Origin of the sequence: Enterobacter cloacae complex sp. FDA-CDC-AR_0164 (assembly GCF_003071645.1) — a bacterium.
Taxonomy (GTDB): Bacteria; Pseudomonadota; Gammaproteobacteria; order Enterobacterales; family Enterobacteriaceae; genus Enterobacter; species Enterobacter ludwigii.
This window is the reverse complement of sequence record NZ_CP028950.1, coordinates 4,017,651-4,043,846: the sequence shown is the minus strand read 5'-3', so window position 1 is coordinate 4,043,846 and position 26,196 is coordinate 4,017,651. Positions and strand designations below refer to the sequence as shown.

The 26,196-nt window shown below is 56.4% G+C and carries 26 protein-coding genes; 13 read left to right on the top strand and 13 right to left on the bottom strand.

The annotated features are described in order from the left end of the window. Positions 1–185: 185 nt before the first annotated feature. The 8 genes from AM410_RS19900 to AM410_RS19865 are packed head-to-tail and all read left to right on the top strand — an operon-like array spanning position 186 to position 6,060. Positions 186–620: a nuclear transport factor 2 family protein gene (locus AM410_RS19900; protein ID WP_014169955.1), complete on the top strand. Its 435-nt coding sequence runs from the start codon at positions 186–188 to the stop codon at positions 618–620. Further along, positions 617–1,336, top strand: coding sequence for an SDR family NAD(P)-dependent oxidoreductase (locus AM410_RS19895; protein WP_108648329.1), 720 nt, complete (start codon positions 617–619; stop codon positions 1,334–1,336). Before AM410_RS19900 ends, AM410_RS19895 begins: the two co-directional genes overlap by 4 nt. Next, a complete protein-coding gene (locus tag AM410_RS19890) occupies positions 1,333–2,592 on the top strand; it encodes an NAD(P)/FAD-dependent oxidoreductase (RefSeq protein ID WP_108648327.1) in 1,260 nt (419 codons plus the stop codon). Before AM410_RS19895 ends, AM410_RS19890 begins: the two co-directional genes overlap by 4 nt. Before the next feature lies 1 nt (position 2,593). After that, a complete protein-coding gene (locus tag AM410_RS19885) occupies positions 2,594–3,316 on the top strand; it encodes a DUF1365 domain-containing protein (protein ID WP_014169958.1) in 723 nt (240 codons plus the stop codon). Beyond that, positions 3,313–4,533, top strand: coding sequence for an SAM-dependent methyltransferase (locus AM410_RS19880; protein ID WP_108648324.1), 1,221 nt, complete (start codon positions 3,313–3,315; stop codon positions 4,531–4,533). Before AM410_RS19885 ends, AM410_RS19880 begins: the two co-directional genes overlap by 4 nt. Further along, the gene (locus AM410_RS19875; RefSeq protein ID WP_020884221.1) at positions 4,530–5,015 is read left to right on the top strand and encodes a DUF2878 domain-containing protein; all 486 of its coding nucleotides are present in this window, start codon (positions 4,530–4,532) and stop codon (positions 5,013–5,015) included. Before AM410_RS19880 ends, AM410_RS19875 begins: the two co-directional genes overlap by 4 nt. Then, a complete protein-coding gene (locus AM410_RS19870) occupies positions 5,012–5,536 on the top strand; it encodes a hypothetical protein (RefSeq protein ID WP_108648322.1) in 525 nt (174 codons plus the stop codon). The genes AM410_RS19875 and AM410_RS19870 overlap by 4 nt, the downstream gene beginning before the upstream one ends. Then, positions 5,533–6,060, top strand: a complete 528-nt coding sequence (locus AM410_RS19865) for a DUF3833 domain-containing protein (RefSeq protein WP_108648321.1) — start codon at positions 5,533–5,535, stop codon at positions 6,058–6,060. The genes AM410_RS19870 and AM410_RS19865 overlap by 4 nt, the downstream gene beginning before the upstream one ends. A 2-nt stretch (positions 6,061–6,062) precedes the next feature. Here AM410_RS19865 and AM410_RS19860 read toward each other — a convergent pair whose 3' ends face one another. Together AM410_RS19860 and AM410_RS19855 are read right to left on the bottom strand one after the other, a co-directional pair. After that, a complete protein-coding gene (locus tag AM410_RS19860; RefSeq protein WP_047955572.1) occupies positions 6,063–6,533 on the bottom strand; it encodes a DMT family transporter in 471 nt (156 codons plus the stop codon). 4 nt (positions 6,534–6,537) lie between these two features. Then, complete coding sequence (locus AM410_RS19855; protein WP_079232001.1) at positions 6,538–6,972, bottom strand: DMT family transporter; 435 nt, start codon at positions 6,970–6,972, stop codon at positions 6,538–6,540. 99 nt (positions 6,973–7,071) lie between these two features. Here AM410_RS19855 and AM410_RS19850 point away from each other — a divergent pair, with 99 nt between their 5' ends. After that, complete coding sequence (locus tag AM410_RS19850) at positions 7,072–8,004, top strand: LysR family transcriptional regulator (RefSeq protein WP_108648318.1); 933 nt, start codon at positions 7,072–7,074, stop codon at positions 8,002–8,004. A gap of 3 nt (positions 8,005–8,007) precedes the next feature. Here the strand turns inward: AM410_RS19850 and AM410_RS19845 are convergent, their stop codons facing one another. Both AM410_RS19845 and AM410_RS19840 read right to left on the bottom strand, forming a co-directional pair. After that, entirely contained in the window at positions 8,008–9,036 is a 1,029-nt protein-coding gene (locus AM410_RS19845) for a methionine synthase (protein ID WP_025204256.1), read from the bottom strand. A 26-nt stretch (positions 9,037–9,062) separates the two neighbouring features. Continuing rightward, positions 9,063–10,037, bottom strand: coding sequence for a DUF1852 domain-containing protein (locus tag AM410_RS19840; RefSeq protein ID WP_014169967.1), 975 nt, complete (start codon positions 10,035–10,037; stop codon positions 9,063–9,065). Between the two features lie 171 nt (positions 10,038–10,208). On the opposite strand from AM410_RS19840, the gene AM410_RS19835 reads away from it, so the two are divergent. Next, complete coding sequence (locus AM410_RS19835; protein ID WP_014169968.1) at positions 10,209–10,748, top strand: DUF2058 domain-containing protein; 540 nt, start codon at positions 10,209–10,211, stop codon at positions 10,746–10,748. 7 nt (positions 10,749–10,755) lie between these two features. On the opposite strand, the gene AM410_RS19830 is transcribed toward AM410_RS19835, so the two are convergent. Next, positions 10,756–11,439, bottom strand: coding sequence for an RluA family pseudouridine synthase (locus AM410_RS19830; RefSeq protein WP_108648316.1), 684 nt, complete (start codon positions 11,437–11,439; stop codon positions 10,756–10,758). A 96-nt stretch (positions 11,440–11,535) separates the two neighbouring features. Further along, a complete protein-coding gene (gene azoR / locus AM410_RS19825) occupies positions 11,536–12,141 on the bottom strand; it encodes an FMN-dependent NADH-azoreductase (RefSeq protein WP_025204253.1) in 606 nt (201 codons plus the stop codon). A gap of 205 nt (positions 12,142–12,346) precedes the next feature. Between azoR and hrpA the strand changes: the two genes are divergently transcribed. Continuing rightward, positions 12,347–16,249, top strand: coding sequence for an ATP-dependent RNA helicase HrpA (hrpA, locus tag AM410_RS19820; RefSeq protein ID WP_108648314.1), 3,903 nt, complete (start codon positions 12,347–12,349; stop codon positions 16,247–16,249). Between the two features lie 43 nt (positions 16,250–16,292). On the opposite strand, the gene AM410_RS19815 is transcribed toward hrpA, so the two are convergent. From AM410_RS19815 to AM410_RS19800, 4 genes are all read right to left on the bottom strand, one after another. Then, complete coding sequence (locus AM410_RS19815; RefSeq protein WP_047744616.1) at positions 16,293–16,952, bottom strand: O-methyltransferase; 660 nt, start codon at positions 16,950–16,952, stop codon at positions 16,293–16,295. A gap of 88 nt (positions 16,953–17,040) precedes the next feature. Next, a complete protein-coding gene (locus AM410_RS19810) occupies positions 17,041–18,420 on the bottom strand; it encodes an efflux transporter outer membrane subunit (RefSeq protein ID WP_108648312.1) in 1,380 nt (459 codons plus the stop codon). Then, positions 18,417–19,499, bottom strand: coding sequence for an HlyD family secretion protein (locus tag AM410_RS19805; RefSeq protein WP_108648309.1), 1,083 nt, complete (start codon positions 19,497–19,499; stop codon positions 18,417–18,419). The genes AM410_RS19810 and AM410_RS19805 overlap by 4 nt, the downstream gene beginning before the upstream one ends. A 31-nt stretch (positions 19,500–19,530) precedes the next feature. Then, positions 19,531–21,183, bottom strand: coding sequence for an MFS transporter (locus tag AM410_RS19800; RefSeq protein ID WP_032681063.1), 1,653 nt, complete (start codon positions 21,181–21,183; stop codon positions 19,531–19,533). Positions 21,184–21,385: 202 nt separating this feature from the next. Between AM410_RS19800 and AM410_RS19795 the strand changes: the two genes are divergently transcribed. Then, entirely contained in the window at positions 21,386–22,189 is an 804-nt protein-coding gene (locus AM410_RS19795) for a YdcF family protein (protein WP_073396729.1), read from the top strand. A gap of 48 nt (positions 22,190–22,237) precedes the next feature. On the opposite strand, the gene gap is transcribed toward AM410_RS19795, so the two are convergent. Continuing rightward, positions 22,238–23,239: a type I glyceraldehyde-3-phosphate dehydrogenase gene (gap, locus tag AM410_RS19790; RefSeq protein ID WP_020884211.1), complete on the bottom strand. Its 1,002-nt coding sequence runs from the start codon at positions 23,237–23,239 to the stop codon at positions 22,238–22,240. Positions 23,240–23,428: 189 nt separating this feature from the next. Between gap and cybB the strand changes: the two genes are divergently transcribed. Continuing rightward, the gene (cybB, locus tag AM410_RS19785) at positions 23,429–23,959 is read left to right on the top strand and encodes a cytochrome b561 (protein WP_108648307.1); all 531 of its coding nucleotides are present in this window, start codon (positions 23,429–23,431) and stop codon (positions 23,957–23,959) included. Between the two features lie 49 nt (positions 23,960–24,008). Here the strand turns inward: cybB and AM410_RS19780 are convergent, their stop codons facing one another. Both AM410_RS19780 and AM410_RS19775 read right to left on the bottom strand, forming a co-directional pair. Continuing rightward, the gene (locus AM410_RS19780; RefSeq protein WP_108648305.1) at positions 24,009–25,076 is read right to left on the bottom strand and encodes an oxidoreductase; all 1,068 of its coding nucleotides are present in this window, start codon (positions 25,074–25,076) and stop codon (positions 24,009–24,011) included. Positions 25,077–25,089: 13 nt separating this feature from the next. After that, positions 25,090–25,833, bottom strand: a complete 744-nt coding sequence (locus AM410_RS19775; RefSeq protein WP_020884208.1) for a DeoR/GlpR family DNA-binding transcription regulator — start codon at positions 25,831–25,833, stop codon at positions 25,090–25,092. Between the last annotated feature and the right edge of the window lie 363 nt (positions 25,834–26,196).

Here is a 26,196-nt window from a genome sequence, read left to right as displayed (position 1 = left end):
AAAAGCAAAACGGGAAACAGGTGTGTCAGAAAAGGTGCTGAAAAAAGTATCGACGAGCAAGGTGTAACTATTTGAAAAACAATATAAATAAAAAATAGTTTTACACAAACTTGGACAAATAACGTTAATTGTGTAAGTTTTAATTATGCGATTACGCCACGTTGTTTACCGCCAGGATGTGACCCATGAGCACTTTGCCCTCTGTCGTGAGTCGGTTTGTTGAGTACTACACCGCACTGGATAGCCAGCCGCCCTCAGCGCTGGTCGGGCTTTATCATTCGGATGCCACGCTTATCGATCCGTTCGGCGAGCATGACGGGATTTTCGCGCTCCAGCGCTATTTCACCCATCTGCTGGCCAATGTTGAAAATTGCCGTTTTACCATTGATCCTCCGCTGTTTGGTGACCGCCGTTTCGTTGTCACGTGGATTATGCACTGGTCACATCCGCGCATTGCCGGAGGCGAGCCGCTCGACCTGCCGGGATGTTCGGTGGTGGAGACCGAACATGGGTTGATTACTCGCCAGCGTGACTATTACGACGCCGGAGAGATGATCTACGAACACCTTCCGCTGCTCGGTTGGGCAGTGCGCGGCGTGAAGCGGAGGGTGAACGCATGAGCACGATTCTGATTACCGGAGCAAGTTCGGGCATCGGCGCCGGGCTGGCGAAATCCTTCGCTGCTGACGGCCACACGGTTATCGCCTGCGGGCGCGATCCGGCGCGTCTGGACGCCCTGCATCAGCACAGCCCCACTATCACGGTTCGCCTGTTCGATATGACAGACAGGGACGCCTGTCGCCAGGCGCTGACGGGCTGCTATGCCGACCTGGTTATTCTCTGCGCCGGTACCTGCGAATACCTTGAGCAGGGCGTGGTGGATGCAGCGCTGGTAGAGCGGGTGATGACCACCAATTTCCTCGGGCCGGTGAACTGTCTGGCCGCGTTACAGCCGCAGCTGGTTTCAGGCAACCGCGTGGTGCTGGTCAGCTCCATGGCGCACTGGCTGACGTTCCCGCGCGCAGAGGCTTACGGCGCGTCCAAAGCGGCGCTGAGCTGGTTTGCCGACAGTCTGCGGCTCGACTGGGAGCCGAAAGGGATCGCCGTGACGGTGGTATTTCCGGGCTTCGTTGATACGCCGCTGACGCGAAAAAATGACTTTGCCATGCCGGGCAGGGTGAGCGTTGAGGAGGCCGTGCAGGCCATTCGGACCGGGCTGGCGAAAGGGAAAATGCAAATTGCGTTTCCTGTGGGATTTGGCCTTATCTTGCGGTTGCTCTCAGGGCTTCCCGCGTTTCTTCAGCGCACACTGCTGCGCAGGATGGTGCGTTCATGAAGATTGCCATTATCGGCAGCGGCATCGCCGGGTTGACCTGTGCCTGGCGTCTTGCCGGTCATCATGAGGTGACGCTGTTCGAAGCGGGGGCCACTCCCGGCGGGCATACCGCGACGGTTGACGTGCCGACGCCACAGGGCACTTTCGCCATCGATACCGGTTTTATCGTCTACAACGACCGTACCTACCCACGATTTATGGGCCTGCTGAGCGAGCTGGGTATCAGTGGCCAAAAGACGCAGATGAGCTTTTCGGTGCATAACCCGCAAACCGGGCTGGAGTACAACGGACACACCCTGACCTCGTTATTTGCTCAGCGTCGAAACCTGGTGAACCCGTCGTTCTGGCGGCTGCTCGGAGAGATTGTCCGCTTTAATCGCCTGGCGAAACAGGCGCTGGAGAGCGAGCCAGACCCGCACGCGACGCTGCAGACGTTTCTGGACAGGTACCGCTTTACGCCGTTTTTCGCACGTCACTACATTCTGCCGATGGGGGCGGCCATCTGGTCATCGTCGTTGCAGGAGATGAAACGTTTTCCGTTGCCGCTCTTTTTGCGTTTCTTTGACAATCACGGCCTGCTGGATGTGACGCATCGTCCGCAGTGGTTCGTCGTGCCCGGAGGTTCGCGGGAATACATCCGCGCCATGCTGGATAAACTCGGTGACCGCCTGACGCTGCACCTCAACGCCCCGGTGCAGCGGGTGATTCGTCAGCAGAATGGGGTAACGATCCAGCTCGACAACGCGAGCCACAGCGTTGATCAGGTGATTTTTGCCTGTCACTCCGGGCAGGCGCTGGCGATGCTTGACGCGCCGAGCGCGGCTGAGCAGGTCGTGCTGGGCGATATCAGCTGGCAGCGTAATGAGGTGGTGCTTCACAGCGATCCGCGCTGGCTACCGGTACGTCAGCGTGCCTGGGCGAGCTGGAACTACCGTCTGAGCCAGCAGGATCAGGCCAGCGCCTGCGTCACCTACAACATGAATATTTTGCAGGGGTTGCCTGCGGGTAGCCCGCTGTTCTGCGTCACCCTTAATCCGGACATCCCCGTGGATGAACGCTTCGTTCTGAAACGCTTTGTCTATGAACACCCGCTGTTTAACCCCAAAAGCTGGCGTGCACAGGCGCGTCGCGGTGAGATTAACGGCCACCAGCGTAGCTGGTTCTGCGGCGCTTACTGGTACAACGGCTTTCATGAAGATGGCGTGCGCAGTGCGCTGGACGTGGTGAATGCGATAGCCGCCGGGGAGGGGAACTGAAATGAACAGCTGCCTCTATCACGGTGTCTTACGCCATCGTCGCTTCCGGCCGAAAGCGCACCAGTTCCGCTACAGCGTCTTTATGGCCTGGCTCGATCTCGATGAGCTGGAGACGTTGCCCGCGGTCGGGGTCCGTCGCAATCGTGTTGCCGCCGCTTCGTTCCATGATGCGGATTATCCGCTGGGCACGCCGCTTAAAGAGAACGTCCTCACCAGGCTTGAAAGCCTGACCGGAGAACGGCCGCAGGGGCGGGTTATGCTCCTGACGCAGCTGCGCTACTTCGGATTCCATTTTAATCCGGTCAACTTTTACTACTGCTATGACCGGGCGGAGACGCTGCGCTGGGTGCTGGCGGAAGTTCGCAATACCCCGTGGAATGAGCGTCATTACTACGCGGTGAATGGGCAGGATGCGCGTCCCACAGAAAAAGCGTTTCATGTTTCCCCTTTTAACCCGATGGACATGGTTTACCACTGGCGCTTTAACCCGCCTGACGACTCGTTGCATATGCACATTGAAAACCATCAGGAAGCGAAGGTGTTTGACGCCACGCTGGCGCTACGCCGGGAGCCGCTTACCCGGGCGGCACTGCGGTCGCTGCTGCTGCGCATTCCACTGATGACCCTCAAAACCGTTTTCGCTATTTACTGGCAGGCGCTGCGGCTGTGGCTCAAGCGCGTGCCGCTGTATAACCATCCCGTCAGCAGGAGTGAACGCTCATGACCGATCCCGTCTTTGCGCTTGAACCCGATATTCCGCGCAACGTCCGCATCGCGCGCTGGCTGCTGTTTCGTCTGTTAAGCGGTATCCGCGGCGGCTCGCTGACCCTGCGTGAGGGTGCGCAGACGTTCCATTTCGGCGAGACATCCGCTGCGCTGCATGCGGACGTTCAGATCCGGAGCCCGGGCGTGTACTGGCGTGTCTTAACGGGGGGCAGCCTCGCCGCCGCTGAGGCCTGGATGGATGGCGAATGGGAAACCACACAGCTCACGCCATTGCTTGAGATCCTGGCGCTTAACGGGCAAGTGCTTGGCCGGCTGGAAAAGGGATTTCGTCTGTTCAGCAGGCCGCTTGAACGGCTTCGCCACTGGACGAGGCGAAACTCACGCGCCCAGGCCCGCGAAAATATTGCCGCGCATTACGATCTGGGTAACACCTTCTATGCCCATTTTCTGGACAACGAGTTGCTTTACTCCAGTGCGCTGTTCACCGCAGATGAGCAGGATCTCACGGCGGCTCAACAGGCCAAAATGGCTCGCCTGTGCGATCAACTGGCGCTGAACGCCAATGATCACCTGCTGGAAATTGGCACCGGCTGGGGCGCGATGGCGGAATATGCCGCCCGTCATTATGGCTGTCGGGTGACCACCACGACGCTGTCGCAGGAGCAATATCTCTGGGCGAAAGAACGGATTGTCCGCGCCGGGTTGCAGGATCGCGTTGAGGTACTGCTGTGCGATTACCGCGACCTCACCGGAGAGTACGACAAGCTGGTCTCGATAGAGATGATTGAGGCCGTGGGGCAGCGCTATCTGCCAACCTTCTTCCGCACCTGTCAGGCCAGGCTGCGACCGGGAGGTCGTATGGCAATACAGGCCATCACCATTCAGGACCAGCGCTATCGCGACTACAGCAAAAGCGTCGATTTTATCCAGCGCTACATTTTTCCCGGCGGTTTTTTACCAAGCATCACCGCCATGAATGAGCTTATGACGCGCCACACCGATTTCGTGATGCGCAATCTCTTTGATATGGGGCCCGACTATGCCCGCACGCTGGCTCTCTGGCGCCAGCGCTTCGTGCATGCATGGCAGGAGATTGAAAAGCTTGGGTTCGATGAGCGGTTTCGTCGGATGTGGCTGTACTACCTCGGCTACTGCGAAGCCGGGTTTAACGCCCGCACCATCAGCGTGGTGCAGCTGACCGCCGAGCGCGTATGAAACATTATTTGCAGGTCTTTCTGCTGGCTATCGCGTTCGATTTTTACTGGGCGCTGGTGGTGCTCTTTCGCGAGCAGGGCCTGATTATCTGGATCGTGCTGGCGGTCGTGGCCTGCCTGCTGTTGCCGTCCGCGTACCGACTTTACGCCATTGCGCTGGCCGCGGCAGGGAGCCTGCTGGATGCGCTCTGGGCGTTGACGGGCCTGCTTGCGTTTACGGGTGAGTCACTGATGCCGCTGTGGATGGTGGCACTGTGGCTGATGTTCGCCACCGTCTGGACTCAGCTGACGCGCACAACAACATTACCCGGCTGGCTGCTGACCCTGCTGGCAACCGTGGGCGGGCCTGTCGCCTATCTGATTGGCGAACGGCTTGGCGCCATTACTTTTCTGGAGCCGACCTTTATTGTCATCAGCTGGATGGCACCGGGCTGGCTGGTATTGATGCTGTTTTTCCATCTGCTGGTGGGGAGACAAAAATGAGAGCTGCGACACTGCTTCTCTGCCTGATAATCCTGTCCCCCGTGGCTCAGGCTGCCGACTGGCTGACCTGGCGCAAGGTCGGTGACGCCACGCTGACCTGGGGGCCGTTCACCGTCTATACCTCACAGCTTCGCACGCCGGAGGGGCGTTACAGCGGGGAGAACGGGGATCGGGCGTTGATTATCACTTACGCGCGTGAAATCGACCGTGATGACCTGGTTGAGGCAACGCGCGATCAGTGGCAGGCGCAGGGGATTCTCGAGCAGGAGCCCCAAAGCGAAGCCTGGCTGCGTATGCTCCAGTCGCTCTGGCCCGATGTTGGGCCGGGCAGCCAGCTGGCGTTTGTGGTCACCGACAGGCAGGGGCAGTTCTGGTACCGTGCTTCGGCGACGCAGAAAGACTTTATTCCACTGGGACCACGTCAGTCCGCCGCGTTCAGCACGCGCTTTCTGGCAATCTGGCTCAGTCCCCGCACGCAATATCCCGCGCTGCGTCAGCAGCTGACAGGAGGGCAACAATGAAACGTATTCTGGTCATCGCGCTGGCGGTAACGATGCTGCTGGCCGGCTGCAGTACAGAGGTGACGGAATACCGTCAGCAGCAGCCGAAGCTGGATATCTTCCACTATTTTCAGGGGAAAACCGAAGCGTGGGGCATGGTGCAGGATCGCAGCGGTAAACAGTTGCGCCGGTTTCACGTTGAGATTGCCGGGGACGTTATCGGCGATACGCTGACGCTCAATGAACATTTCGTCTATGACGACGGCGAAAAGCAGCAGCGGGTATGGCATATCCGGCGGATAGGGGGCGATCGCTACGAAGGCACGGCAGGGGATATCGAAGGGGTGGCGACCGGGCAGGCGGCGGGAAACGCCTTCAACTGGCATTACAGCATGCAGGTGAAAGCCAATGGCAGCACCTGGCTGCTGCACTTTGACGACTGGATGTACCTGCAGGATGAAACCCATCTGTTCAATAAAACAGAGCTGAAGAAACTGGGCGTCACCGTCGCCACGGTGACGCTGTTCTTTACCCGCAAGGCGTGACGTTACTCGCTCCCGGGCACCGGTTCGGCGGGGGTTTTGCTGCTGAGGTAGATGAAGATCAGCGCAATGGCCAGGCAGACGATGGCCCCGAGACGGCTCAGCGAAAACGGAATGACGGCGTTACCCAGCCAGCCAAAGCTGTCAATCAACATGCTCATGGTGAGCTGGCCGAAGATCACCGCGACCGTGGCAACGGCGGTACCGATACGTTGTACCGCCAGTACCATTATCACAATGTAGGGCACGCCGAACAGGGCACCGAGCAGCTGCCATTTGGGCACGTCCATCAGGGTAACGGCCTGTTTGGGTTCAAAGAAGAAGATCAGCAGGGCGGTGACCAGCGCACCAACGGAAAACGTCAGAAACGCGCTTTTAAAGACGCCCACGCTGCTTCCCAGCTGTCCGTTGATGGCGGCCTGGATGCTCAGCGTCGCACCGCCACACACTGCCAACATAATCATAATCAGTGTCATTTTGTTACCCCTGTGCAACCAGAACCAGCGCGGCAATGATGAAAAGCAGCGCGATGATGCGTTTACCGTTAATCTTTCTGGGCGTGGTGCCCAGCAACCCAAAGTGGTCAATGATAAGACTCTTAAAGACCTGACCTGCCAGAATGCCAATCATCGTCAGGGCAATGCCGATGGCTGGCGTGGCGAGGGTCAAAATGACGACGTAAACGGGCCCGAGCACGCCGCCGAGCAGTTGCCATGCGGGCTGCGCGAAAAACGACGGGCTGTTACGCGGGCTGAAAAACAGCATCAGCAGAAACGTCAGCGCGGCACCTGTACCGAAAATACTGAACGTGGCCCATAAATCGCCGACTTCCCCACCCAGTGGCCCCAGCAAGCCAGCCTCTACGGAGAGGCCCATGCCGCCGAGAATAACCAGTAAAATTAACATCCATTGCATATTCATTATCTCTACGTTCTGAAGGCGAAACAGACTAGCCCTGAACATCGATGAGAAAAATGCCATAATGCAGGAAACACCTTTGCAGGAAATGCACTAATGGTTGATGCCGGAAATATGAATATCCGCTCGCTGCGGGTTTTTATTGCGGTTTACGAAGCGCAAAACTTTTCTGTGGTCGCCCGGCGGGAGGGGATGTCTGCCTCGCAGGTTTCACGCGTTATCCATCAGCTTGAGGACGCGCTCGGCCAGCAGCTTTTCTATCGTAATACCCGGGCGGTGATCCCAACGGAAAGCGGCCACCTTTTTATCCGCTACGCCAGAGCGATGGTGGAAAGCCTGGAGGAGGCGCGTCGGGAGCTGGATGAGCGTTCGACGGAGCCTTCCGGCACGCTGCGCATTAATGGCCCGGTGTACTTTGGGCAGCGACACGTTGCCCCGGGTCTGCCTGCACTGGCGGCGCGGTATCCCCGGCTGAATATAGAGCTGACGCTGACCGATGACTTTATCGACCCGCACAAAGATGCCGCCGACGTTATCTTTCGCATCGGCATGCTGACGGATTCAACCTTTCACGCGCGGGTTTTTGGCCAGCAGCGTTACCATCTGGCCGCGTCGCCGGACTATTTGCGAAAACACGGTGTGCCAGACGGGCCGGATGACCTCAGTCGTCACCAGTGCCTGGTCTACCGCGGGTCGTCAGGTCCCAATCGCTGGCTGGTGCGAGGTCAGGGGGAAGCCTGGGTGCATTACCCCGTGGTGCCGCTGATGACCTCCAATAATGCGGAGTCGCTGCTCATTGCCGCGCTGGGCGGGATGGGGATCGTGCTGTTTCCGGACTGGTTGATTGGCGACAGACTGCAGAAGGGGGAACTGGTCGCACTCCTCGTGGAATGGGAGTGCGCCATAAATACCGAGCCGCTGAACATTGCGGCGATCTATCCTCACGCCCGTCACCCGCCCCTGAACGTCAGGGCGGTGATTGATCATTACGTGGCGCTTTTCGGCACCCCGCCTTACTGGCAGACGTAGCGATTACGCGCCGAGTTCTTTACGGATAATGTCGGCGCCGGCGCTCAGGGCGTTGAGCTTTCCGTTGGCAACCTGACGTGAGAGCGGGGCCATCCCGCAGTTTGTTGATGGCCACAGCTTGTCGGCATCGACAAACTGCAGCGCTTTACGCAGCGTATCGGCCACTTCCTCTGGCGTCTCAATGGTATTGGTCGCCACGTCAATGGCACCCACCATCACCTTTTTGCCGCGGATCAGTTCCAGCAGGTCCATCGGTACGCGGGAGTTGTGGCACTCCAGCGAGATGATGTCGATATTGGACGTCTGCAGCTTAGGAAAGGCTTCTTCATACTGCCGCCATTCTGAACCGAGCGTTTTTTTCCAGTCGGTATTGGCTTTGATGCCATACCCGTAGCAGATATGGACCGCGGTCTGGCAGCGCAAACCTTCGATGGCACGTTCCAGCGCGGCAATACCCCAGTCGTTCACCTCATCAAAAAACACGTTAAAGGCCGGTTCATCAAACTGGATGATATCAACGCCCGCCGCTTCTAACTCTCTCGCTTCCTGATTGAGAATTTTGGCAAATTCCCAGGCCAGCTTTTCGCGGCTTTTATAGTGAGCGTCATAGAGGGTGTCGATCATGGTCATCGGGCCGGGCAGAGCCCACTTGATCGGTTTATCCGTGAGCTGGCGTAAATACTTTGCATCATCAACGAACACCGGTTTTTGACGCGCGACGGCATCCACCACGGTCGGCACGCTCGCGTCATAGCGGTTACGAATTCGCACGGTCTGGCGGTTCTCAAAATCAACGCCGCTGAGATGTTCAATAAAGGTGGTGACGAAGTGCTGACGAGTCTGTTCCCCGTCGCTGACAATATCAATGCCCGCACGGATCTGCTCATCCAGAGATAAACGCAGCGCATCCTGTTTACCGGCAAGTAATTCCTGATCCTGCAATTTCCATGGCGACCAGAGCGTTTCGGGTTGCGCAAGCCAGGTTGGCTTAGGCAAACTGCCAGCCGTTGAAGTCGGGAGCAATGTTTTCATAGTAGAAGACCTTTATTATCGATTAATTAAAGCGTGTTGTGACCTGACCACTGCTCAAGAAGAGGTTTATAGGGCTTGATGAAATACGCTTCCGTAAATTTGCCCTGTTCAATTGCCAGCCGGCTGCGTTCTTCGCGGTCATAAACAATTTTTGTTAATGAATGATCCTCATGATTCAGATCGGGCTGGTAGCATTCTCCGGCGGTTGAGTTCGCATTGTAAATTTCAGGACGATAAATTTTCTGGAAAGTCTCCATGGTGCTGATGGTGCTAATCAACTCCAGGTTGGTGTAATCCCGTAATAAATCGCCGGTGAAATAAAACGCAAACGGCGCTGCGCTATTCTCAGGCATAAAGTAACGAACCTGCAGACCCATTTTCCCGAAGTACTGCTCGGTTAAGGATGTACCGTCCGGACGATACTCGATGCCCAGCACCGGGTGCTGGTTGCCCGTGCGGCGGTAGGTGTCTTTGCTGGAGACGCTCAGGCAGATCACCGGTGCCTTTTTGAAGTTCTCTTTGTATTCAGGTGAGTTAACGAAATGCCGGAAAATAGTGCCGTGCAGCTCACCAAAATTATCCGGGATAGCGAAGCGGGACTGATTTTTATTGTGCTCCGGCAGCAAGACGCTGAAATCATAATCGCGGACATAGGACGAGAAATTATTTCCAACGATACCGTCGATGCGCTCATGGGTCTTTTTATCAACGATCGTTGTCTGCAATATTTCGATAGCCGGGAAGGGCTTCTCAGCGCCGATATGCAAATCCACAGAAATAATGTCCAGTTCGAGCGCATAGCGATCGGCTTTTGGGTTGTCCCAGCGCGCTAACGCGTTAAAACGGTTATTCATCATCACCAGCGTATTACGCAGGTTTTGCTGGCGTTTTTCGCCACGGGCCAGGTTGGCGAAGTTGGTGGTGGTACGCGTATTTTCTGAAGGGTTATAATTTTCATCAAAGCAACTACGCTTAAGGCTAAATGTAAAAGCATTACTCATCGTCGTTATACATCCTAAGTTCTTGTTGCTAAGAAGTTACCAATGCATAATTTATGCCTGAGCCCGTGACGGAGGGGAAGTGACTTAATTTCACTGCAACATGAGCTATCTTCATGAACAGCGCCTTTCCAGGTATAATCCCCAAAATTTCAATACGGTTTAGAAACGATCATGACAAAACTCACCCTACAAGAGCAGATGCTGAAAGCAGGCTTAGTCAGCAGCAAGAAGATGGCTAAAGTTCAGCGCACGGCCAAGAAATCGCGCGTTCAGGCCCGTGAAGCAAGGGAAGCAGTAGAAGAGAATAAAAAAGCGCAGCTCGAGCGTGACAAGCAGCTGAGCGAGCAGCAGAAGCAGGCGACGCTGGCGAAAGAGTTTAAAGCGCAGGTCAAGCAGCTGATCGAAATGAACCGCATCACCGTGACCAGAGGCACCATCGCCTTTAACTTTACCGACGGCAATCTCATCAAAAAAATCGAGGTCGACAAGCAGACGCAGGCCCAGCTGATCAATGGCCGCCTGGCGATTGCGCGTCTGGTGATTAATGCCAATGGCGACTGCGACTATGCGATTATCCCGGCAGTGGTGGCCGATAAAATCGCCCAGCGCGATGCCGAGAGTATCGTGTTAAACAGCGCCCTGAGTCAGGAAGAGCAGGATGAAGACGATCCGTACGCAGATTTCAAAATTCCTGACGATTTGATGTGGTAAGCAGCGCTTAAAACGGTGCGGCGTGACGGGCGTTAATTGCCTCTGCGCTCACCGGATGCACAAAATCCAGCTCGCTGGCGTGCAGCATCAGCCGCGGTATCGGTTCGGTGCCCGGCAGTGCAAGACCACCATACAGATCGCAGCCTAAAATAGGGTAGCCCAACTGCTGGCAGTGAATACGCAGCTGGTGGGTTCGCCCGGTCTCCGGGGTCAGTCTGACCCGCGTCAACGGCAGTGCTGCATCATAAAACCGGTCCATCACCTGATAGCGTGAGCGTGCGGGCTTGCCGGTAATCGCACAAATCGACATCAGCGGGAACAGCGCCGGATCTTTAGCAATCGGGGCATCAATCACTCCCTCGTCGTTTTCCACATGCCCGCAAAGCAGGGCGCTGTATACCTTTCGCACGGCGCGCTGGCTGAACTGGTGACAGAGAGCGGCGTTAATCGCTTTATTGCGCGCAATCACCATCAGCCCGGATGTACCGAAATCCAGACGATGCACCAGCGTGCAGCCGGGAAACGTCTGTACCAGTCGATAATGCACTGAATCGCGATTTTGCGGATTTTTGCCTGAAAGGCTGAGCAGACCGGAAGGCTTATTAATCAGGACCAGATGTTCGTCCTGCCAGAGGATCTCGATCTCGTCGTGACACGGTGGGGCAATAAAAGAATCTATAATCGCAGACATCAGACGGCCCGACAGAAGAGTGGGTGCGGATGATAGCGAATTTTTAGCGGCGGGGACAGAAAGAAACCCTCCCACCAGGCGGTGAGAGGGGGATGATTAAGCGGCTACGAGGCTGTCGATAGCGGCTTTCGCGTCGGTCTGCGCTTTGGTCGCAACTTCCGGGCCGTAGGCAATACCTTCAGCAAACACGAAATTCACGTCGGTAATACCGATGAAGCCCAGGAACAGAGTCAGGTACGGTGCAACCAGGTCAGTTGGGGTGTCTTTGTGAATACCACCACGGCTGGTCAGTACAATCGCACGCTTACCTTTCACCAGACCTTCAGGGCCGTTTTCAGTGTAACGGAAGGTTACGCCGGCACGGGCAACCAGGTCGAAGTAGTTCTTCAGCTGAGTAGGGATGTTGAAGTTGTACATTGGCGCGTTGATCACGATAACGTCGTGCGCCTGCAGTTCAGCAATCAGCTCGTCAGAGAGGGCCAGGGCTTCCTGCTGACGTGGCGTCAGGGGAGCGTCGCCTGGACGCAGCGCGCCAACCAGTTCGCCATCCAGCACAGGAATCGGGTTTGCAGCCAGGTCACGCACGGTGATTTCATCAGCAGAATGCTGTTCACGCCACTGTTCAACGAAGTAGTCAGAGAGCTGACCAGACTGTGAGTACCCTGCCAGAATACTGGATTTCAATACTAATACTTTGCTCATGGGTGATTCCTGTTTTTGCATTTGATTGAAGGGGGTTGCCCCGTTGCTTGTTGACACTCTATTCACAATCCTGTCGCAGGGATAGCGCAATATATCGAAGTCTATGTTCGAATTTTTTGAATAAGGCACTCAAAGCGCCAATGTGATACTCTATAGCAATCATTAAAAAGAGATTTTACCCGGCAGTGCACTGCCCGTTAACGCTATGACAGAACAACAAAAATTAACCTTCCCGATGCTCCTGCAACAGCTTGATTCACTGATGCTGCGTGATAAACAGCGGTTTGCCCGCCGTCTGCACGGGGTGAAGAAGGTTAAAAATCCTGATGCACAACAGGCCATTTATCAGGAGATGGCGAAAGAGATTGAACAGGCGGCAGGGAAAGTCGTGCTGCGCGAAGCCGCACGTCCGGAGATTACCTACCCGGAAAACCTGCCGGTCAGTCAGAAAAAACAGGACATTCTTGACGCCGTGCGCGACCACCAGGTGGTGATTGTTGCAGGGGAAACCGGTTCAGGGAAAACCACTCAGCTGCCGAAAATTTGTATGGAGCTGGGGCGTGGAGTGAAAGGGCTGATTGGTCACACCCAGCCGCGTCGTCTGGCGGCGCGTACCGTGGCGAACCGTATTGCCGAAGAGCTGCAAACGCAGCCCGGTGGCTGCATTGGGTATAAGGTGCGATTCAGCGACCACGTTAGCGATAACACCATGGTCAAACTGATGACTGACGGTATTCTGCTGGCGGAAATCCAGCAGGATCGTCTGCTGATGCAGTACGACACGATCATTATCGATGAAGCGCACGAACGCAGCCTGAATATCGACTTCCTGCTCGGGTATCTGAAAGAACTGTTACCGCGTCGCCCGGACCTGAAAATTATCATCACCTCCGCCACCATCGATCCGGAGCGTTTCTCAAAGCATTTCAACAATGCGCCGATTATCGAGGTCTCTGGCCGAACGTATCCGGTGGAGGTGCGCTATCGCCCGATAGTGGAAGACGCGGACGATACCGAGCGCGACCAGCTGCAGGCCATCTTTGATGCCGTCGACGAGCTGGGAAATGAAAGCGCGGGCGACATTCTGATTTTCCTGAGCGGCGAACGGGAAATTCGCGTTACCGCTGACGCCCTCAGCAAGCGCGATCTTCGCCATACCGAAATTCTGCCGCTGTATGCGCGCCTGTCAAACAGCGAACAAAACCGCGTGTTCCAGTCGCACAGCGGACGTCGTATTGTGCTGGCCACCAACGTGGCGGAAACCTCGCTTACCGTGCCGGGCATCAAATATGTGATTGACCCGGGTACGGCGCGTATCAGCCGCTACAGCTACCGCACCAAAGTGCAGCGCCTGCCAATTGAGCCGGTTTCTCAGGCTTCCGCTAATCAGCGTAAAGGGCGCTGCGGCCGTGTGTCGGAAGGGATCTGTATTCGCCTCTATTCCGAGGACGATTTCCTGTCGCGACCGGAGTTTACTGACCCGGAAATTCTGCGCACCAACCTGGCGTCGGTCATCCTGCAGATGACCGCGCTAGGGCTTGGCGACATCGCCGCGTTCCCGTTTGTCGAAGCGCCGGACAAGCGCAACATTCAGGACGGCGTGCGCCTGCTGGAAGAGCTGGGTGCCATCACCACCGACGAGCAGGCTAGCGCCTACAAACTGACGCCGCTGGGTCGTCAGCTCAGCCAGCTGCCGGTTGACCCGCGTCTGGCGCGCATGGTGCTGGAAGCACAGAAACACGGCTGTGTGCGTGAAGCAATGATCATTACCTCCGCGCTCTCGATTCAGGATCCGCGCGAGCGTCCGATGGACAAGCAGCAGGCGTCTGATGAAAAACACCGTCGGTTCCACGATAAAGAGTCCGACTTCCTCGCCTTTGTGAACCTGTGGAACTACCTCGGCGAGCAGCAGAAAGCGCTGTCGTCGAACCAGTTCCGCCGCCAGTGCCGCGTCGATTTCCTCAATTATCTGCGCGTGCGCGAGTGGCAGGATATCTACACGCAGCTGCGTCAGGTGGTGAAAGAGCTGGGCATTCCGGTTAACAGTGAACCGGCGGAGTACCGCGAAATTCACATTGCGTTGCTGACCGGTCTGCTCTCCCATATCGGGATGAAGGATGCCGACAAGCAGGAGTATACCGGGGCGCGTAACGCCCGTTTCTCCATCTTCCCGGGGTCCGGTTTATTCAAGAAACCGCCTAAATGGACCATGGTGGCCGAACTGGTGGAAACCAGCCGCCTGTGGGGCCGCATTGCGGCGCGCATTGATCCCGAATGGGTTGAACCTGTTGCCCAGCATTTGCTGAAACGCTCATACAGTGAACCGCACTGGGAGCGCGCGCAGGGCGCGGTGATGGCGACCGAAAAAGTGACCGTTTACGGTTTGCCGGTGGTTGGCGCGCGCAAGGTTAACTACAGCCAGATAGATCCCGCGTTGTGCCGCGAGTTGTTTATTCGTCACGCGCTGGTGGAGGGCGACTGGCAGACGCGTCATGCGTTCTTCCGTGAAAACCTTAAACTGCGTGCCGAAGTGGAAGAGCTTGAGCATAAATCCCGTCGCCGCGACATTCTGGTCGACGACGAGGCGCTGTTTGAGTTTTACGACCAGCGTATCAGCCACGATGTGATTTCTGCCCGCCACTTCGACAGCTGGTGGAAGAAGGCCAGCAAAGAGACCCCGGACCTGCTCAACTTTGAAAAGAGCATGTTGATCAAAGAGGGAGCGGAGTCGGTCAGCAAACTCGATTACCCGAACTTCTGGCATCAGGGCTCTCTCAAGCTGCGCCTGACCTATCAGTTTGAGCCGGGCGCGGATGCGGATGGCGTCACCGTACACATTCCGCTGCCGCTGTTAAACCAGGTCGAAGAGAGCGGATTCGAGTGGCAAATTCCAGGGCTGCGTCGCGAGCTGGTGATTGCGCTGATCAAATCGCTGCCAAAACCGGTGCGTCGTAACTTTGTGCCTGCGCCAAACTATGCCGAAGCGTTTTTAGGCCGCGTAACGCCGCTGGAGTTGCCGCTGCTGGATTCGCTGGAGCGTGAGCTCAGGCGCATGACGGGCGTAACCGTCGACCGCGACGACTGGCACTGGGATCAGGTGCCCGATCACCTGAAAATCAGCTTCCGCGTGGTGGACGACAAAAACAAAAAGCTGCAGGAAGGCCGATCGCTGACCGAAATGAAAGAGGCGCTGAAAGGTAAAGTCCAGGAGACGCTTTCTGCGGTGGCTGATGACGGTATCGAGCAGAGCGGATTGCACATCTGGAGCTTTGGCGCGCTTCCGGAAAGCTACGAGCAAAAACGCGGCAACTACAGGGTGAAGGCCTGGCCTGCACTGGTAGATGAGCGTGACAGCGTGGCCATCAAACTCTTTGATAATCCACAGGAACAACAGCAGATGATGTGGCGTGGTCTGCGTCGTTTGCTGCTGCTTAATATTCCGTCACCGATTAAATATCTGCACGAGAAGTTACCGAACAAAGCCAAGCTTGGCCTCTACTTTAACCCGTACGGTAAAGTGCTGGATCTGATTGACGACTGCATCTCCTGTGGCGTAGACAAGCTTATCCACGAGGCGGGCGGTCCGGTCTGGTCAGAAGCGGAGTTTGCGGTACTGCATGAGAAAGTCAGGGCAGAACTGAACGACACCGTGGTCGACATTGCGAAACAGGTCGAGCAGATCCTCACCACCGTGTTCAATATCAACAAACGCCTGAAAGGGCGCGTGGATATGACCATGGCGCTGGGGCTGTCGGACGTGAAAGCGCAGATGGCCGGGTTAGTGTACCGTGGATTCGTTACCGGCAACGGCTTCAAGCGCCTTGGCGATACGTTGCGTTATCTGCAGGCGATCGAAAAACGTCTGGAGAAAATGGCTATCGATCCGCATCGTGACCGCGCGCAGATGCTGAAAGTGGAAAGCGTGCAGAAGGCATGGCAGCAGTGGCTCAACAAATTGCCGCCGGCGCGCCGTGACGATGAAGACGTGCAGGCGATCCGCTGGATGATCGAAGAGCTGCGCGTCAGCTTCTTTGCCCAGCAGCTCGGTACGCCGTATCCCATTTCGGATAAACGTATTTTGCAGGCAATGGAGCAGATTTCGGCGTAACGTCGGGTGTTCGCCCTCTCTCTGTGAGAGAGGGCATCTGCGTTTAGCGATTCACCACGGCCAGGGTAAAGCCATCCCATCCTTTACTGCCCACCGTTTGTAGCGCGGTCGCCGTCAGGCGCGGGTTATCCCCGATCATCTCAATAAATCGTCTGACGCCCTGTACGCGGGCATCGTCGCTTTGCGCGTTAATCACTTCGCCGTCCCGGACCACATTATCCCCGACGATCAGCGTTCCCGGGCGTGAGTAGTACAGTGCCCACTCCAGATACCCCGGATTGTTTGGCTTATCGGCATCGATAAAGATCAGGTCGAACGGTGGAACATCACCGACGTGTTCAAGAGAGTGCAGGGCCGGGCCTTCAATGAGCTCAATCCGATCGCTGAGCCCCGCCAGCTGGATATTCTGCCGTGCAACGCGGGCATGGATGGGGTCCGCTTCGAGGGTGATCAACTTCCCGTCAGGTGGCAGCGCACGCGCCATCCAGATAGTGCTGTAGGCGCCCAGCGTGCCGATTTCAAGGATCCGCCGTGCCTGCGTCATGCGGACAAAAAGCGCCAGCAACTGCCCTTGATTTGGCGCGACATCGTGTTCGGGTAAACCAGCTCGCTGGTTGTTTTCCAGCACCCGCTGGAGGATATCATCCTCGGGAATGAGTGAGGAGATCATGTAATTATCGACTGCAGACCACTGTTGTTGCATAGATTGACTCCTGAGTGGCAAACACCGGGTTGTGCTGCGATCCGGTTTTCGCCCCCTCCATGCCGGAGAGGGCCTGTGGGGTATCAGGTCACGCGTTGCTCCAGCCTCCGCCCAGTGCTGTGTACAAATCAACCTGCGCCAGCAGCAGGTTATTTTTGACCTGCACGACGCTGGTTTGTACCGAGAACAGCGTGCGCTGGGCATCCAGCACATCCAGGTACGACGAATAGCCGTTGCGATAGCGGTTTTGCGCTATGCGCAGCGTCTCTTGCGCCACATCTTGTTGGGCAAGCAGCTCCGTCAGTTGTTCCTGATAGCGCGTGATGGCATCAAGACTGTTATTGACCTCGGCAAAGGCGTTACGGACGGTTTTTTCATAACTGTAAAGCGCCTGGTTGCGCTGGGACTGCGAAATATCCACCTGTGCGTTCAGCGCCTGGCGGTTGAGCAGCGGAGCAAGAATGCTGCCGCCGACGCTCCAGAGCTGCAGCGGGTTGTCGAGTAAGCCGGAAAGCGTGCGTTCCTGTATCGATCCGGTTGCAGTCAGGTTGATCGACGGCAGCAGGCTGGCGCGTGAGGCAGCCAGCGAGGCATCAGCCGCAACCAGTTGCTTTTCAGCCTGCACAATATCCGGACGGCGATTAAGCAGCGAGGAGGGCAGTTGCGAGGGCAATGTCAGGGGCGTCAGGGCCGCGAAGCTTTCACTGCGCGCGACCTCGCCCGGGTTGCTCCCCAGCAGCAGGCTCAGGGCATTCTCCTGCTGTGCAATCTGATGCTGCAGCAGGGGAACCTGCGCCCGCGTGGAGCGCAGTTCGGAGTCGGACTGCATCAGCTCCAGGCGTGAACTGTAGCCCGTTTCAAACTGGCGTTTAGCGAGAGTGAATGCCTCTTCCCGGGACTTCAGCGTGGAGCGGGTGACGCGAAGCTGTTCATCGAGGGACAGCAGGGTGATATAGCCGGAGGCGACCGAGGATGCCACGGTAAGATCTGCCGCCGCCGCCGCGGCTTTCTGCGCGTCCAGCGAGGCTTCAGCCGCATTCGCGGTGCTGCGGTTTACGCCCCAGATATCGACATCATAGCTGGCGGTGAGGCTGCCTTTATACAGGCTGCTGTAGATCGGCAGACCGGTGGCAGCAGATTGTGTCCGCGCGCGGGTGCCCGTGACGCCAGCATCCAGCGACGGAAACAGGCTGCCGTCGGCCGCGTAGACCCGCGCCTGATACTCGTTAATCCGTTCGCGGGCAATCAGCACGTCGCTGTTGTTCTTAAGCGCCAGGTCCACATAGCGGTTCAGATTATTGTCGTGGAAATTACGCCACCAGAGCTGTTCTGCAGGGCTTGCCGGGCCTGCTGTTGCTCGCCATTGCGTGGGGATGTGCAGCGACGGCTGCGCCGGTTTCACGTCGACCGACTGGCAACCGGCCAGCACGGTCATCATCATCAGAACGGCTATCGGGCGAAGGGTCATTGCTTCGCCTCCCGCGTATCAATGGTCACCTGCACCGACATGCCCGGACGCAGAAGCTGATAGGCTTCCTGGTCACCCAATACTTCAATTCGCACCGGAATACGCTGGGCAATTTTGACAAAGTTACCCGTGGCGTTATCCGGCGTGATGGCGCTGAACTCAACGCCGGTTGCCGGAGAGATGCTCTCCACGCGGCCCTGATAGGCCTTATCATTTAATGCATCGACGGTGAATTTCACCGGCTGACCCACCCGAAGCTCCGCCAGCTGCGTCTCTTTAATATTGGCGATGACCCAGTGCTGAGGCGGCACGAGGGTGGTGAGGTGGGTTCCGGCGGTAACGTAAGCCCCCAGACGAACGGCGATCTGACCAAGCTGGCCGTCGCGTGGCGCCACAATGCGCGTGTTTTGCAGGTCAATTTGCGCCAGCTCCAGCGCCGCTTTGGCGTTTTCTACATCCGCCTCCAGCGCGCCGCGATTGACGATCACCGTTTGCAGATCCTGGCGCGACATTTCCAGCGTGGCTTTCGCCTGGTCAATGTCGGCGCTGCCCTGGGCTGCGCTTGCCAGCGCGGCGTCGCGCTCACGGATAGACAGTGAACCATCCGCCGTCAGGTCCTTTACGCGTTTCAAATCCGCCTGAGATTTAAGACTCTGGGCGCGGGCATTTTTCAGAGCCGCTGCGTTTTTGGCGATCACCGCTTCGGCGCTTTTGCGCTGTTGCAGGTTGTTGTTCAGGGCGGCAATCTTCATCGCCAGCTGTGCCTCGGCCTGATGCACCCGCTGGCGGTAGATACGGTCATCAATCTGCAGCAGCAGCTCGCCCTTTTTGACCCGGTCGAAATCCTGCACCTTCACCTCAGTGATATAGCCGTTAACCTGCGGGCTGATAAAGGTCGTCTGTCCGCGCACGTAGGCATTATCAGTAAACTGCGAGTGGCGGGTGAACGGGGGTAGCTGCCAGGCGTAGAGGATCACCAGTACGCCGACAATACCGATTGCCGCCGCGGTGAAAACCGAAACGATACGGACATTTTTACGGGTGTTGGCCTGCTCTTTAGCGGCATCCTGCTGACTCATAACATCTCCAGAGAAATCATCTTCATATTCATTACTTGTTGCCTGTTGCCTTCTTCAGGGCCATACGGGCAGTCAGGCGCAGGCGCAGCAAGCGCCATAAAATCCAGACCAGGGTGGCGGCGGCAATGCTCGCCGTCAGTAAATAAGTATCGTTATAAGCCAGAATATTTGCCTCAAGCGATGAAACCGTTTGCAGCTGGGTGATGGCCTGGGTGCCCAGCAGCGAGCTGTCGCCAATCAGGCTCCGGTACAGCCCGGTGTAAGCCTGAATACGGTCATTCACCAGCGGGTTCAGGGTTGTGAGCTGATCGGCCAGCATGCTGGAGTGGTATTTCTCGCGCCAGGTCTGGAAGGTCCCCAGGATGGCAGAGCCGAGCAGGCCGCCGAGGTTCTGGCTCATGCCAAACATCACCGAGAAGCTCACCAGGTTGCGCGGATCGGCGATAACCCCGCCAATCGCGGCCAGCATGGCGGGCGCGAGGAAGAAGGCGCTGCCGAAGCCCAGCAGGAACTGGCTGAGCATCAGCTGGTCCGGGCGGGTCAGGTTGTTCGACTGGCTGTCCAGCAGGGAGGCAACAATCATGAGCGCCAGCGAGGTAATGATCGGCCACGCCAGTTTAGTGGGCTTGATGGTCAAACAGCTGGTCACAATCCCGCAGACAATACCGGCAAAAATAGACCACGCCAGGTGGGTCATCTGCTCATTCTGCAGGCCGACATACTGCAGCCAGCCGATAACGCCGGTGTTTTGCTCCGCCAGCACGATGCGGATAAGCAGCATAATGAGCCCGAGACGCACGATGCTGCCGCTCGACAGCCAGCGGGTATTCAGCAACGGGTTAGAACGGTTATGTTCAAACACGATCGCAGACACGATTAATACCAGCGCTAATGCCAGCGACCAGCCGATCCACGGCGCTTCAAACCACCAGTAAAGACGGCCTAAGGAAAGTACCGCGCAGAGCAGCGCCATCCCCGGGGCCAGTAAAAAGAAGGTGATGAAGTCTTTTTTCTCGAAGACCTTGCGCCGGTCGCCAGGAGGCAATTTCAACGCTATCACGCAGGCCAGTGAAATGAGCGCCAGCCCGAGCTCAAAGAAGTAAAGCCCGCGCCACTCGTCAAGCTGCAGCAGCTCGGTCGAAAAGAGGCGGGCGAGGGGGATGGCGAGCGATGACCCGGTAATCCCGATGGTCAGTGCCTTCAGACGGTGTTTCGCGGGCCAGGCCTGTATCTGGTAGTAAATACCGAGGGAGCTGAGCGCGGCGGCCACCATCCCGTGTGCGGCACGCACCATCAGCGCGGAGCTGAGATCGTTTACAAACAGGTGGAAAAAGGTGACCAGCACATACAGCACCAGAAAACCTTCCGTGAAGGCGCGCAAACCATACTGCTGGCGGAATTTCACCAGCAGCAGGTTGATGGAGATGTTGGTCATTACATACACCGCCGGGAGCCAGGCGATTTCTGTCGACCAGGCCCCGAAGGTCCCCTGCAGATTTTGCAGATTGGCGGTGACCACCGCATTACCCAGCGCCCCCGTCAGGCACACCAGCAGACCGACAACCCCGTAGGCAATCCGTTTTGGCGTGCTGTGTTCTGGCGTGGAGGGCGAACCCAACAGGGCGGGTTTCTCATGAGGCTGCCACTCGCGAGGAGCATAAGGGTCGCGTTCGGGCAGGCGCATAACGTCTTTTACCTTAGAAAAAATTGAATAATGAGTGGGCTAACGATTCTACGTTTGCCGCAAATGATAATTCAAGTGAATATGATTTTCGCAGGTTAATCAAATGTTGAAGAACAGGTTAAGGAAAAAGAGCGGCCCGAAAGGCCGTTGTTTTGTCGATCTGAAGTCGTTAATCTGAACCAGAGCAACTGAGGACATCACCATGGTTCAGACGCATTTTCCCCTTCTGCCGGAGTCAACCCTGGCGGCAATCAACACGGTCGGCCAGTGGCTGGCACAGGATGATCTGGGCGATACCCGCGACGTGGCGGCGGTTGACAGGGTTATTCTGGCCGGAAACGCGGTGATGCCGACTATCGACGCTGCCTGCCGTCTTGCCGCTGAACACGACGTTCCGTTACTGATTAGCGGAGGGATTGGCCATTCGACCGCGTTTTTGTATGCGGCCATCGCTCAGCATCCGCGTTATCACACTGTCCCGGTAACGGGGCGAGCGGAAGCACGTATTCTGGCCGATATTGCCCGCCAGTTCTGGCAGATCCCTGATGCGCGCGTGTGGGTTGACGATCAATCAACCAACTGCGGAGAAAACGCGCGTTTTAGCTGGAACATGCTCAAACAGCATCAACAGACGTCCGGGCGCGTGCTGGTCGTGCAGGATCCGACCATGCAGCGCCGCACGATGGCAACCTTTGCCCGCGTGTGCCGTGACGAGTCTGCTTCGCCGCAGTGGGTCAGCCACCCGGGCTATACACCGGTGCTGAAAAATGGCGAAAACGGGCTGGTGTTCAGCGGGGAGAGCGCTGGCCTCTGGCCGGTAGAGCGTTACCTCTCGCTCATGTTAGGCGAGCTTCCGCGACTCTGTGATGACATGAACGGCTATGGCCCGGCCGGGCGTGATTTTATTGCACACGTTGAATTCCCCGACGAGGTGACTGCAGCGTGGGCACGGTTAAAGCAGGATCCTGTGCTTACAGATGCCCTGAACCACCGGTCGCTTCTCTGAGCAGAGGTCGTTTGCGGTATTCCCCTCTCCGCGGAGAGGGGACCGGCATTACAGCGAGGCGAATTTGTCCAGCGTGCGCACCAGCTGGGTGACGAAACCGTATTCGTTGTCATACCAGGCGACGGTTTTCACCAGTTGCAGATCGCCAGCCTCTGAAACTTCGGTCTGTGTGGCGTCAAAGACAGAACCAAAGTGAGAGCCAATCACATCAGACGAAACAATCTCTTCATCGGTATAACCAAAAGATTTATTCCCCTGCGTCGCTTTTTTCAGCGCGGCGTTGATCTCCTCAACGGTGACCTTTTTACCCAGAATCGAGACCAGCTCGGTCACTGAACCGGTTTTCACCGGTACGCGCTGGGCATGGCCTTTCAGCTTGCCGCTGAGGGCCGGAATCACCAGACCGATGGCTTTGGCCGCCCCGGTGGTGTGCGGAATAATATTCTCCGCCGCGGCACGTGAGGCGCGAAGATCTTTCCCGCGCGGGCCATCCACCAGCGCCTGCGTGCCGGTATAGGCGTGAATGGTTGTCATGGTGCCCACTTTTATTTCAAACGCATCGTGCAGGGCTTTTGCCAGTGGGGCGAGGCAGTTGGTGGTACAGGAAGCAACGGAAATAATCGTATCACTGGCGTCAATGGTATCGTCATTCACGTTATACACGATGGTTTTCATCTCACCGGCAGGGGCAGAGATCAGCACTTTTTTGGCACCGGCCTCAAGGTGTGCCTGTGATTTTTCTGCCGACGTGTAGAAGCCGGTGCATTCCACGACGATATCCACGCCCGCGGCTTTCCACGGGATATGTTTTGCCTCTTTTTCGGCGTACACGGCGATAGTTTTTCCGTCAACAATCAGGGCGTCTTCGGTGAAATCTACGCTCCACGGGAAGCCACCGTAGTTGGAATCATGCCTGAGCAGATAGGCCAGCACTTTGGGAGAGGTGAGATCGTTGATGGCGACGACGGTGTTGCTGTCCTGGGTTTCAAGAAGGCGACGCAGGACAAGGCGTCCTATGCGTCCAAATCCGTTAATGCCAATTTTACTCATGGTGTACTCCTGTGAACGCGTCTTTGCGACAGTTTGAACTCATCCAGGCTTAGACCATCACGGACAGGGCGGCAATTGAAGAAGCTTCATGCGAGGGGAAGTATTTGAAAAACCATACAGAAAAATTAATGAATTTTTAAGGAAAGGGGATTATGTTGGCGCGATATCGGTTATTTATCAGGAAATCTCATGCGTACTAAATATACAAGCCTGCAAATTGCTATCCACTGGCTGGTGTTTTTGTTAATCATCGTCGCCTACTGCGCGATGGAGTTCAAAGGCTTCTTCCCACGCACCGCCCGGCCGGTAATCAACATGATCCACGTTTCGTGCGGCATCTCTGTACTGGTGTTGATGGTGACGCGTTTAGTGGTTCGCCTTAAATTCCGCGCACCGCCGATTGAACCGAAGCCAAAACCGATGGTGACCGGACTGTCCCATCTTGGCCATCTGGTGGTGTATCTGCTGTTCATCGCGCTGCCGCTGATTGGTATTGTCATGATGTATAACCGCGGTACTGACTGGTTAGCCTTTGGTCTGGTGATGCCGCACGCGGCAGAATCGAATTTTGTTCTGGTCGACGTTCTGAAAGAGTGGCACGAGACGCTGGCCAACGTGGGGTACGTTGTGATTGGTCTGCACGCGATGGCGGCGCTGATGCATCACTATTTCTGGAAAGACAACACCCTCCTGCGCATGATGCCAAAAAAACGCCAGTAACCCATAACCGCGAGCCCTGCAGCAGTCTGCAGGGCTTTTTTTTAGCGTTTTATTGCAGTTGAGCGCGTTCTTCCGGGGTTAACTCCAGCGCCTGAGTGGTGCCCGTCTCTGAGGATTTCACGGCCGCTTCCAGTACCGCCATCACCGCCAGCGCCTCGACCGGATGAACCGGATTGGTGATTTTTCCGAGTAGCGCATCACGCACGTTGATGTAGTACTGACGCTGATCGCCTTTCGGCGTGGTAACGGTCTGCGGCTCACCGTTTGCACCAAAGAACACCATGCTGTCACTGTCCTCGCCCCAGGCCTCACTGCCGGGGATCACGCCCGCCAGCAGCTGCGCTTCCTGTTGGTCGATTCGGGCTTTCACCACGCTGCCTTTATCGCCGTGAACGGTAAAACGTGCCGTTCCGCCAGCCACCAGCATGCTGCAGTGCAAAATCACTTTATGTTGCGGATAATCTAAGACCACGTGTGCCCAGTCGTTAATTTCCGCGCCGTCACGCAGCGTGGCGATATTGCCCTGTACCGACTGTGGCAGTCCAAAGAGCTGCAGCGTCTGGTCAATCAGGTGCGGCCCCAGATCAAACCACAGACCACTACCGGGCACGTTTTGCTCTCTCCAGCGCACGCGCACTTCCGGGCGGAAACGGTCAATGTGCGACTCAAGGTGTTTGACCTTGCCAAGGGTTCCTTGCTCAATAACCTGCTTAATGCCGAGGAAGTCGCTGTCCCAGCGGCGGTTATGGAAGACGGAGAGCAGCAGTTGCTTCTCTTGCGCCAGGGCAATCAGGTCGCGGGCTTCCTGCATGTCGAGTGTGAACGGTTTATCTACGACCACATGTTTGCCTGAATTCAGGGCAAGCGTTGCCAGCGGCGCGTGGGTGGCGTTAGGGGAGGCAATCACCACCAGATCGACATCGGGATGCTGAATTGCCTCTTCCGGGGTTGCCACCACCTGAACATCAGGAAGATCGCGTTTAACCTTCTCTTCATCACGAGACGAAACCACCGCCAGCTTAAGGCCGTCCACGGACTGGATCAGCGGGGCATGGAAGGTCTTGCCTACAAATCCATACCCGATCAGCGCAATGTTGATTGTCTTCTCTTTACTCATGACCTTCTCCACGTTATTTCGCGCAAACCGTAATGTGCATTGCGCCAGGGTCCCCAAGCTCAGGCCAGGGACGATCTAAAAAGAGGTGCTGGATGTTGGATAATCCGCTGACCAGATACGGTTCACAGCGGTTTAGTTTCAGATGGTCGGCGACAATCCAGCGCTCATGGCTGGCCGCGAGCATCGCCCGTTTGACCTCGGCATCGGCCTCTTTTCCGGCGCTCAGACCGAGTTCAGCATGGATTGCACAGGCTCCCAGAATGGCGATATCCGCGCGGTAGCGTGACAGCAGGGAGAGGGTGGCGCTGCCGGCAAACAGTCGCTGCTTGTGGTCCCATTTTCCGCCGAGCAGGATCAGTTCGATATCGTCACGGTCGCTGAAGTGCCACGCGATATCCAGCGAGGTGGTGATGATTGTCAGCGGTCCCTTCAGGAACGAGGCGACAGCCATTACCGTGCTCCCCGCATCCAGAAACAGCGTCGAACCTGGCGGAACAGCCTGCGCCACCTGTTTACCAAGACGTTGTTTGGTTTCGGGCAGCAGTGTATTGCGCCCCTGACGATTCATGGCCGACAGATTCAGGGCAATTGCCCCGCCGTGGTTCTTTTGCGCCAGCCCCTGTTTCTCGAGATCGGTCAGATCCCGGCGGATGGTGTCCGCTGAGACCTGCAGTTTGTCCGCCAGTTCCGTAATGCTGGCCTGCCCGTGCTCACTAATGATATCAAGCACATATTTTTGTCTGGCCGTTTTGTGCATGGATCAATCCCGCAAAATGTCGCAATAAGTTGCATATTACAGCATTTTACCGCAGAGGGAAGGGTGTTGATCGCCAGTAAGTATCAATGTCCGGTATTGTTCACATTGGTTATTATTAAAATGTTATTAATACGGTGTGAGTGATTCATTCCAAATGTTAACAGCAATGTTATTGTTGTGTTTTATTAAACACACTGGCGGATATAACCATTGTGATACCAATATGCAATCATTAATGCTTTAATGAAATTAATAAATAGCAGTAAATTCTGTATATTTTTATATTAATAGATATTAATGTTGTATATGGCGTTGTGGTTACTTAAGCTGACATTTCTTTGAAAATCTTTGTGTCTGACGCAT

What these genes read in the sequence shown, in the direction of transcription:
- AM410_RS19810 (WP_108648312.1), bottom strand. Translation starts at nt 18,420, where the DNA reads ATGACCCTTCGCCCGATAGCCGTTCTGATGATGATGACCGTGCTGGCC.
- AM410_RS19850 (WP_108648318.1), top strand. Translation starts at nt 7,072, where the DNA reads ATGGTTGATGCCGGAAATATGAATATCCGCTCGCTGCGGGTTTTTATT.
- AM410_RS19815 (WP_047744616.1), bottom strand. Translation starts at nt 16,952, where the DNA reads ATGCAACAACAGTGGTCTGCAGTCGATAATTACATGATCTCCTCACTC.
- AM410_RS19845 (WP_025204256.1), bottom strand. Translation starts at nt 9,036, where the DNA reads ATGAAAACATTGCTCCCGACTTCAACGGCTGGCAGTTTGCCTAAGCCA.
- AM410_RS19835 (WP_014169968.1), top strand. Translation starts at nt 10,209, where the DNA reads ATGACAAAACTCACCCTACAAGAGCAGATGCTGAAAGCAGGCTTAGTC.
- AM410_RS19775 (WP_020884208.1), bottom strand. Translation starts at nt 25,833, where the DNA reads ATGCACAAAACGGCCAGACAAAAATATGTGCTTGATATCATTAGTGAG.
- AM410_RS19855 (WP_079232001.1), bottom strand. Translation starts at nt 6,972, where the DNA reads ATGCAATGGATGTTAATTTTACTGGTTATTCTCGGCGGCATGGGCCTC.
- AM410_RS19780 (WP_108648305.1), bottom strand. Translation starts at nt 25,076, where the DNA reads ATGAGTAAAGAGAAGACAATCAACATTGCGCTGATCGGGTATGGATTT.
- AM410_RS19860 (WP_047955572.1), bottom strand. Translation starts at nt 6,533, where the DNA reads ATGACACTGATTATGATTATGTTGGCAGTGTGTGGCGGTGCGACGCTG.
- AM410_RS19840 (WP_014169967.1), bottom strand. Translation starts at nt 10,037, where the DNA reads ATGAGTAATGCTTTTACATTTAGCCTTAAGCGTAGTTGCTTTGATGAA.
- hrpA (WP_108648314.1), top strand. Translation starts at nt 12,347, where the DNA reads ATGACAGAACAACAAAAATTAACCTTCCCGATGCTCCTGCAACAGCTT.
- AM410_RS19795 (WP_073396729.1), top strand. Translation starts at nt 21,386, where the DNA reads ATGGTTCAGACGCATTTTCCCCTTCTGCCGGAGTCAACCCTGGCGGCA.
- cybB (WP_108648307.1), top strand. Translation starts at nt 23,429, where the DNA reads ATGCGTACTAAATATACAAGCCTGCAAATTGCTATCCACTGGCTGGTG.
- AM410_RS19865 (WP_108648321.1), top strand. Translation starts at nt 5,533, where the DNA reads ATGAAACGTATTCTGGTCATCGCGCTGGCGGTAACGATGCTGCTGGCC.
- AM410_RS19800 (WP_032681063.1), bottom strand. Translation starts at nt 21,183, where the DNA reads ATGCGCCTGCCCGAACGCGACCCTTATGCTCCTCGCGAGTGGCAGCCT.
- AM410_RS19805 (WP_108648309.1), bottom strand. Translation starts at nt 19,499, where the DNA reads ATGAGTCAGCAGGATGCCGCTAAAGAGCAGGCCAACACCCGTAAAAAT.
- azoR (WP_025204253.1), bottom strand. Translation starts at nt 12,141, where the DNA reads ATGAGCAAAGTATTAGTATTGAAATCCAGTATTCTGGCAGGGTACTCA.
- AM410_RS19870 (WP_108648322.1), top strand. Translation starts at nt 5,012, where the DNA reads ATGAGAGCTGCGACACTGCTTCTCTGCCTGATAATCCTGTCCCCCGTG.
- AM410_RS19900 (WP_014169955.1), top strand. Translation starts at nt 186, where the DNA reads ATGAGCACTTTGCCCTCTGTCGTGAGTCGGTTTGTTGAGTACTACACC.
- AM410_RS19890 (WP_108648327.1), top strand. Translation starts at nt 1,333, where the DNA reads ATGAAGATTGCCATTATCGGCAGCGGCATCGCCGGGTTGACCTGTGCC.
- AM410_RS19895 (WP_108648329.1), top strand. Translation starts at nt 617, where the DNA reads ATGAGCACGATTCTGATTACCGGAGCAAGTTCGGGCATCGGCGCCGGG.
- AM410_RS19830 (WP_108648316.1), bottom strand. Translation starts at nt 11,439, where the DNA reads ATGTCTGCGATTATAGATTCTTTTATTGCCCCACCGTGTCACGACGAG.
- gap (WP_020884211.1), bottom strand. Translation starts at nt 23,239, where the DNA reads ATGAGTAAAATTGGCATTAACGGATTTGGACGCATAGGACGCCTTGTC.
- AM410_RS19885 (WP_014169958.1), top strand. Translation starts at nt 2,594, where the DNA reads ATGAACAGCTGCCTCTATCACGGTGTCTTACGCCATCGTCGCTTCCGG.
- AM410_RS19880 (WP_108648324.1), top strand. Translation starts at nt 3,313, where the DNA reads ATGACCGATCCCGTCTTTGCGCTTGAACCCGATATTCCGCGCAACGTC.
- AM410_RS19875 (WP_020884221.1), top strand. Translation starts at nt 4,530, where the DNA reads ATGAAACATTATTTGCAGGTCTTTCTGCTGGCTATCGCGTTCGATTTT.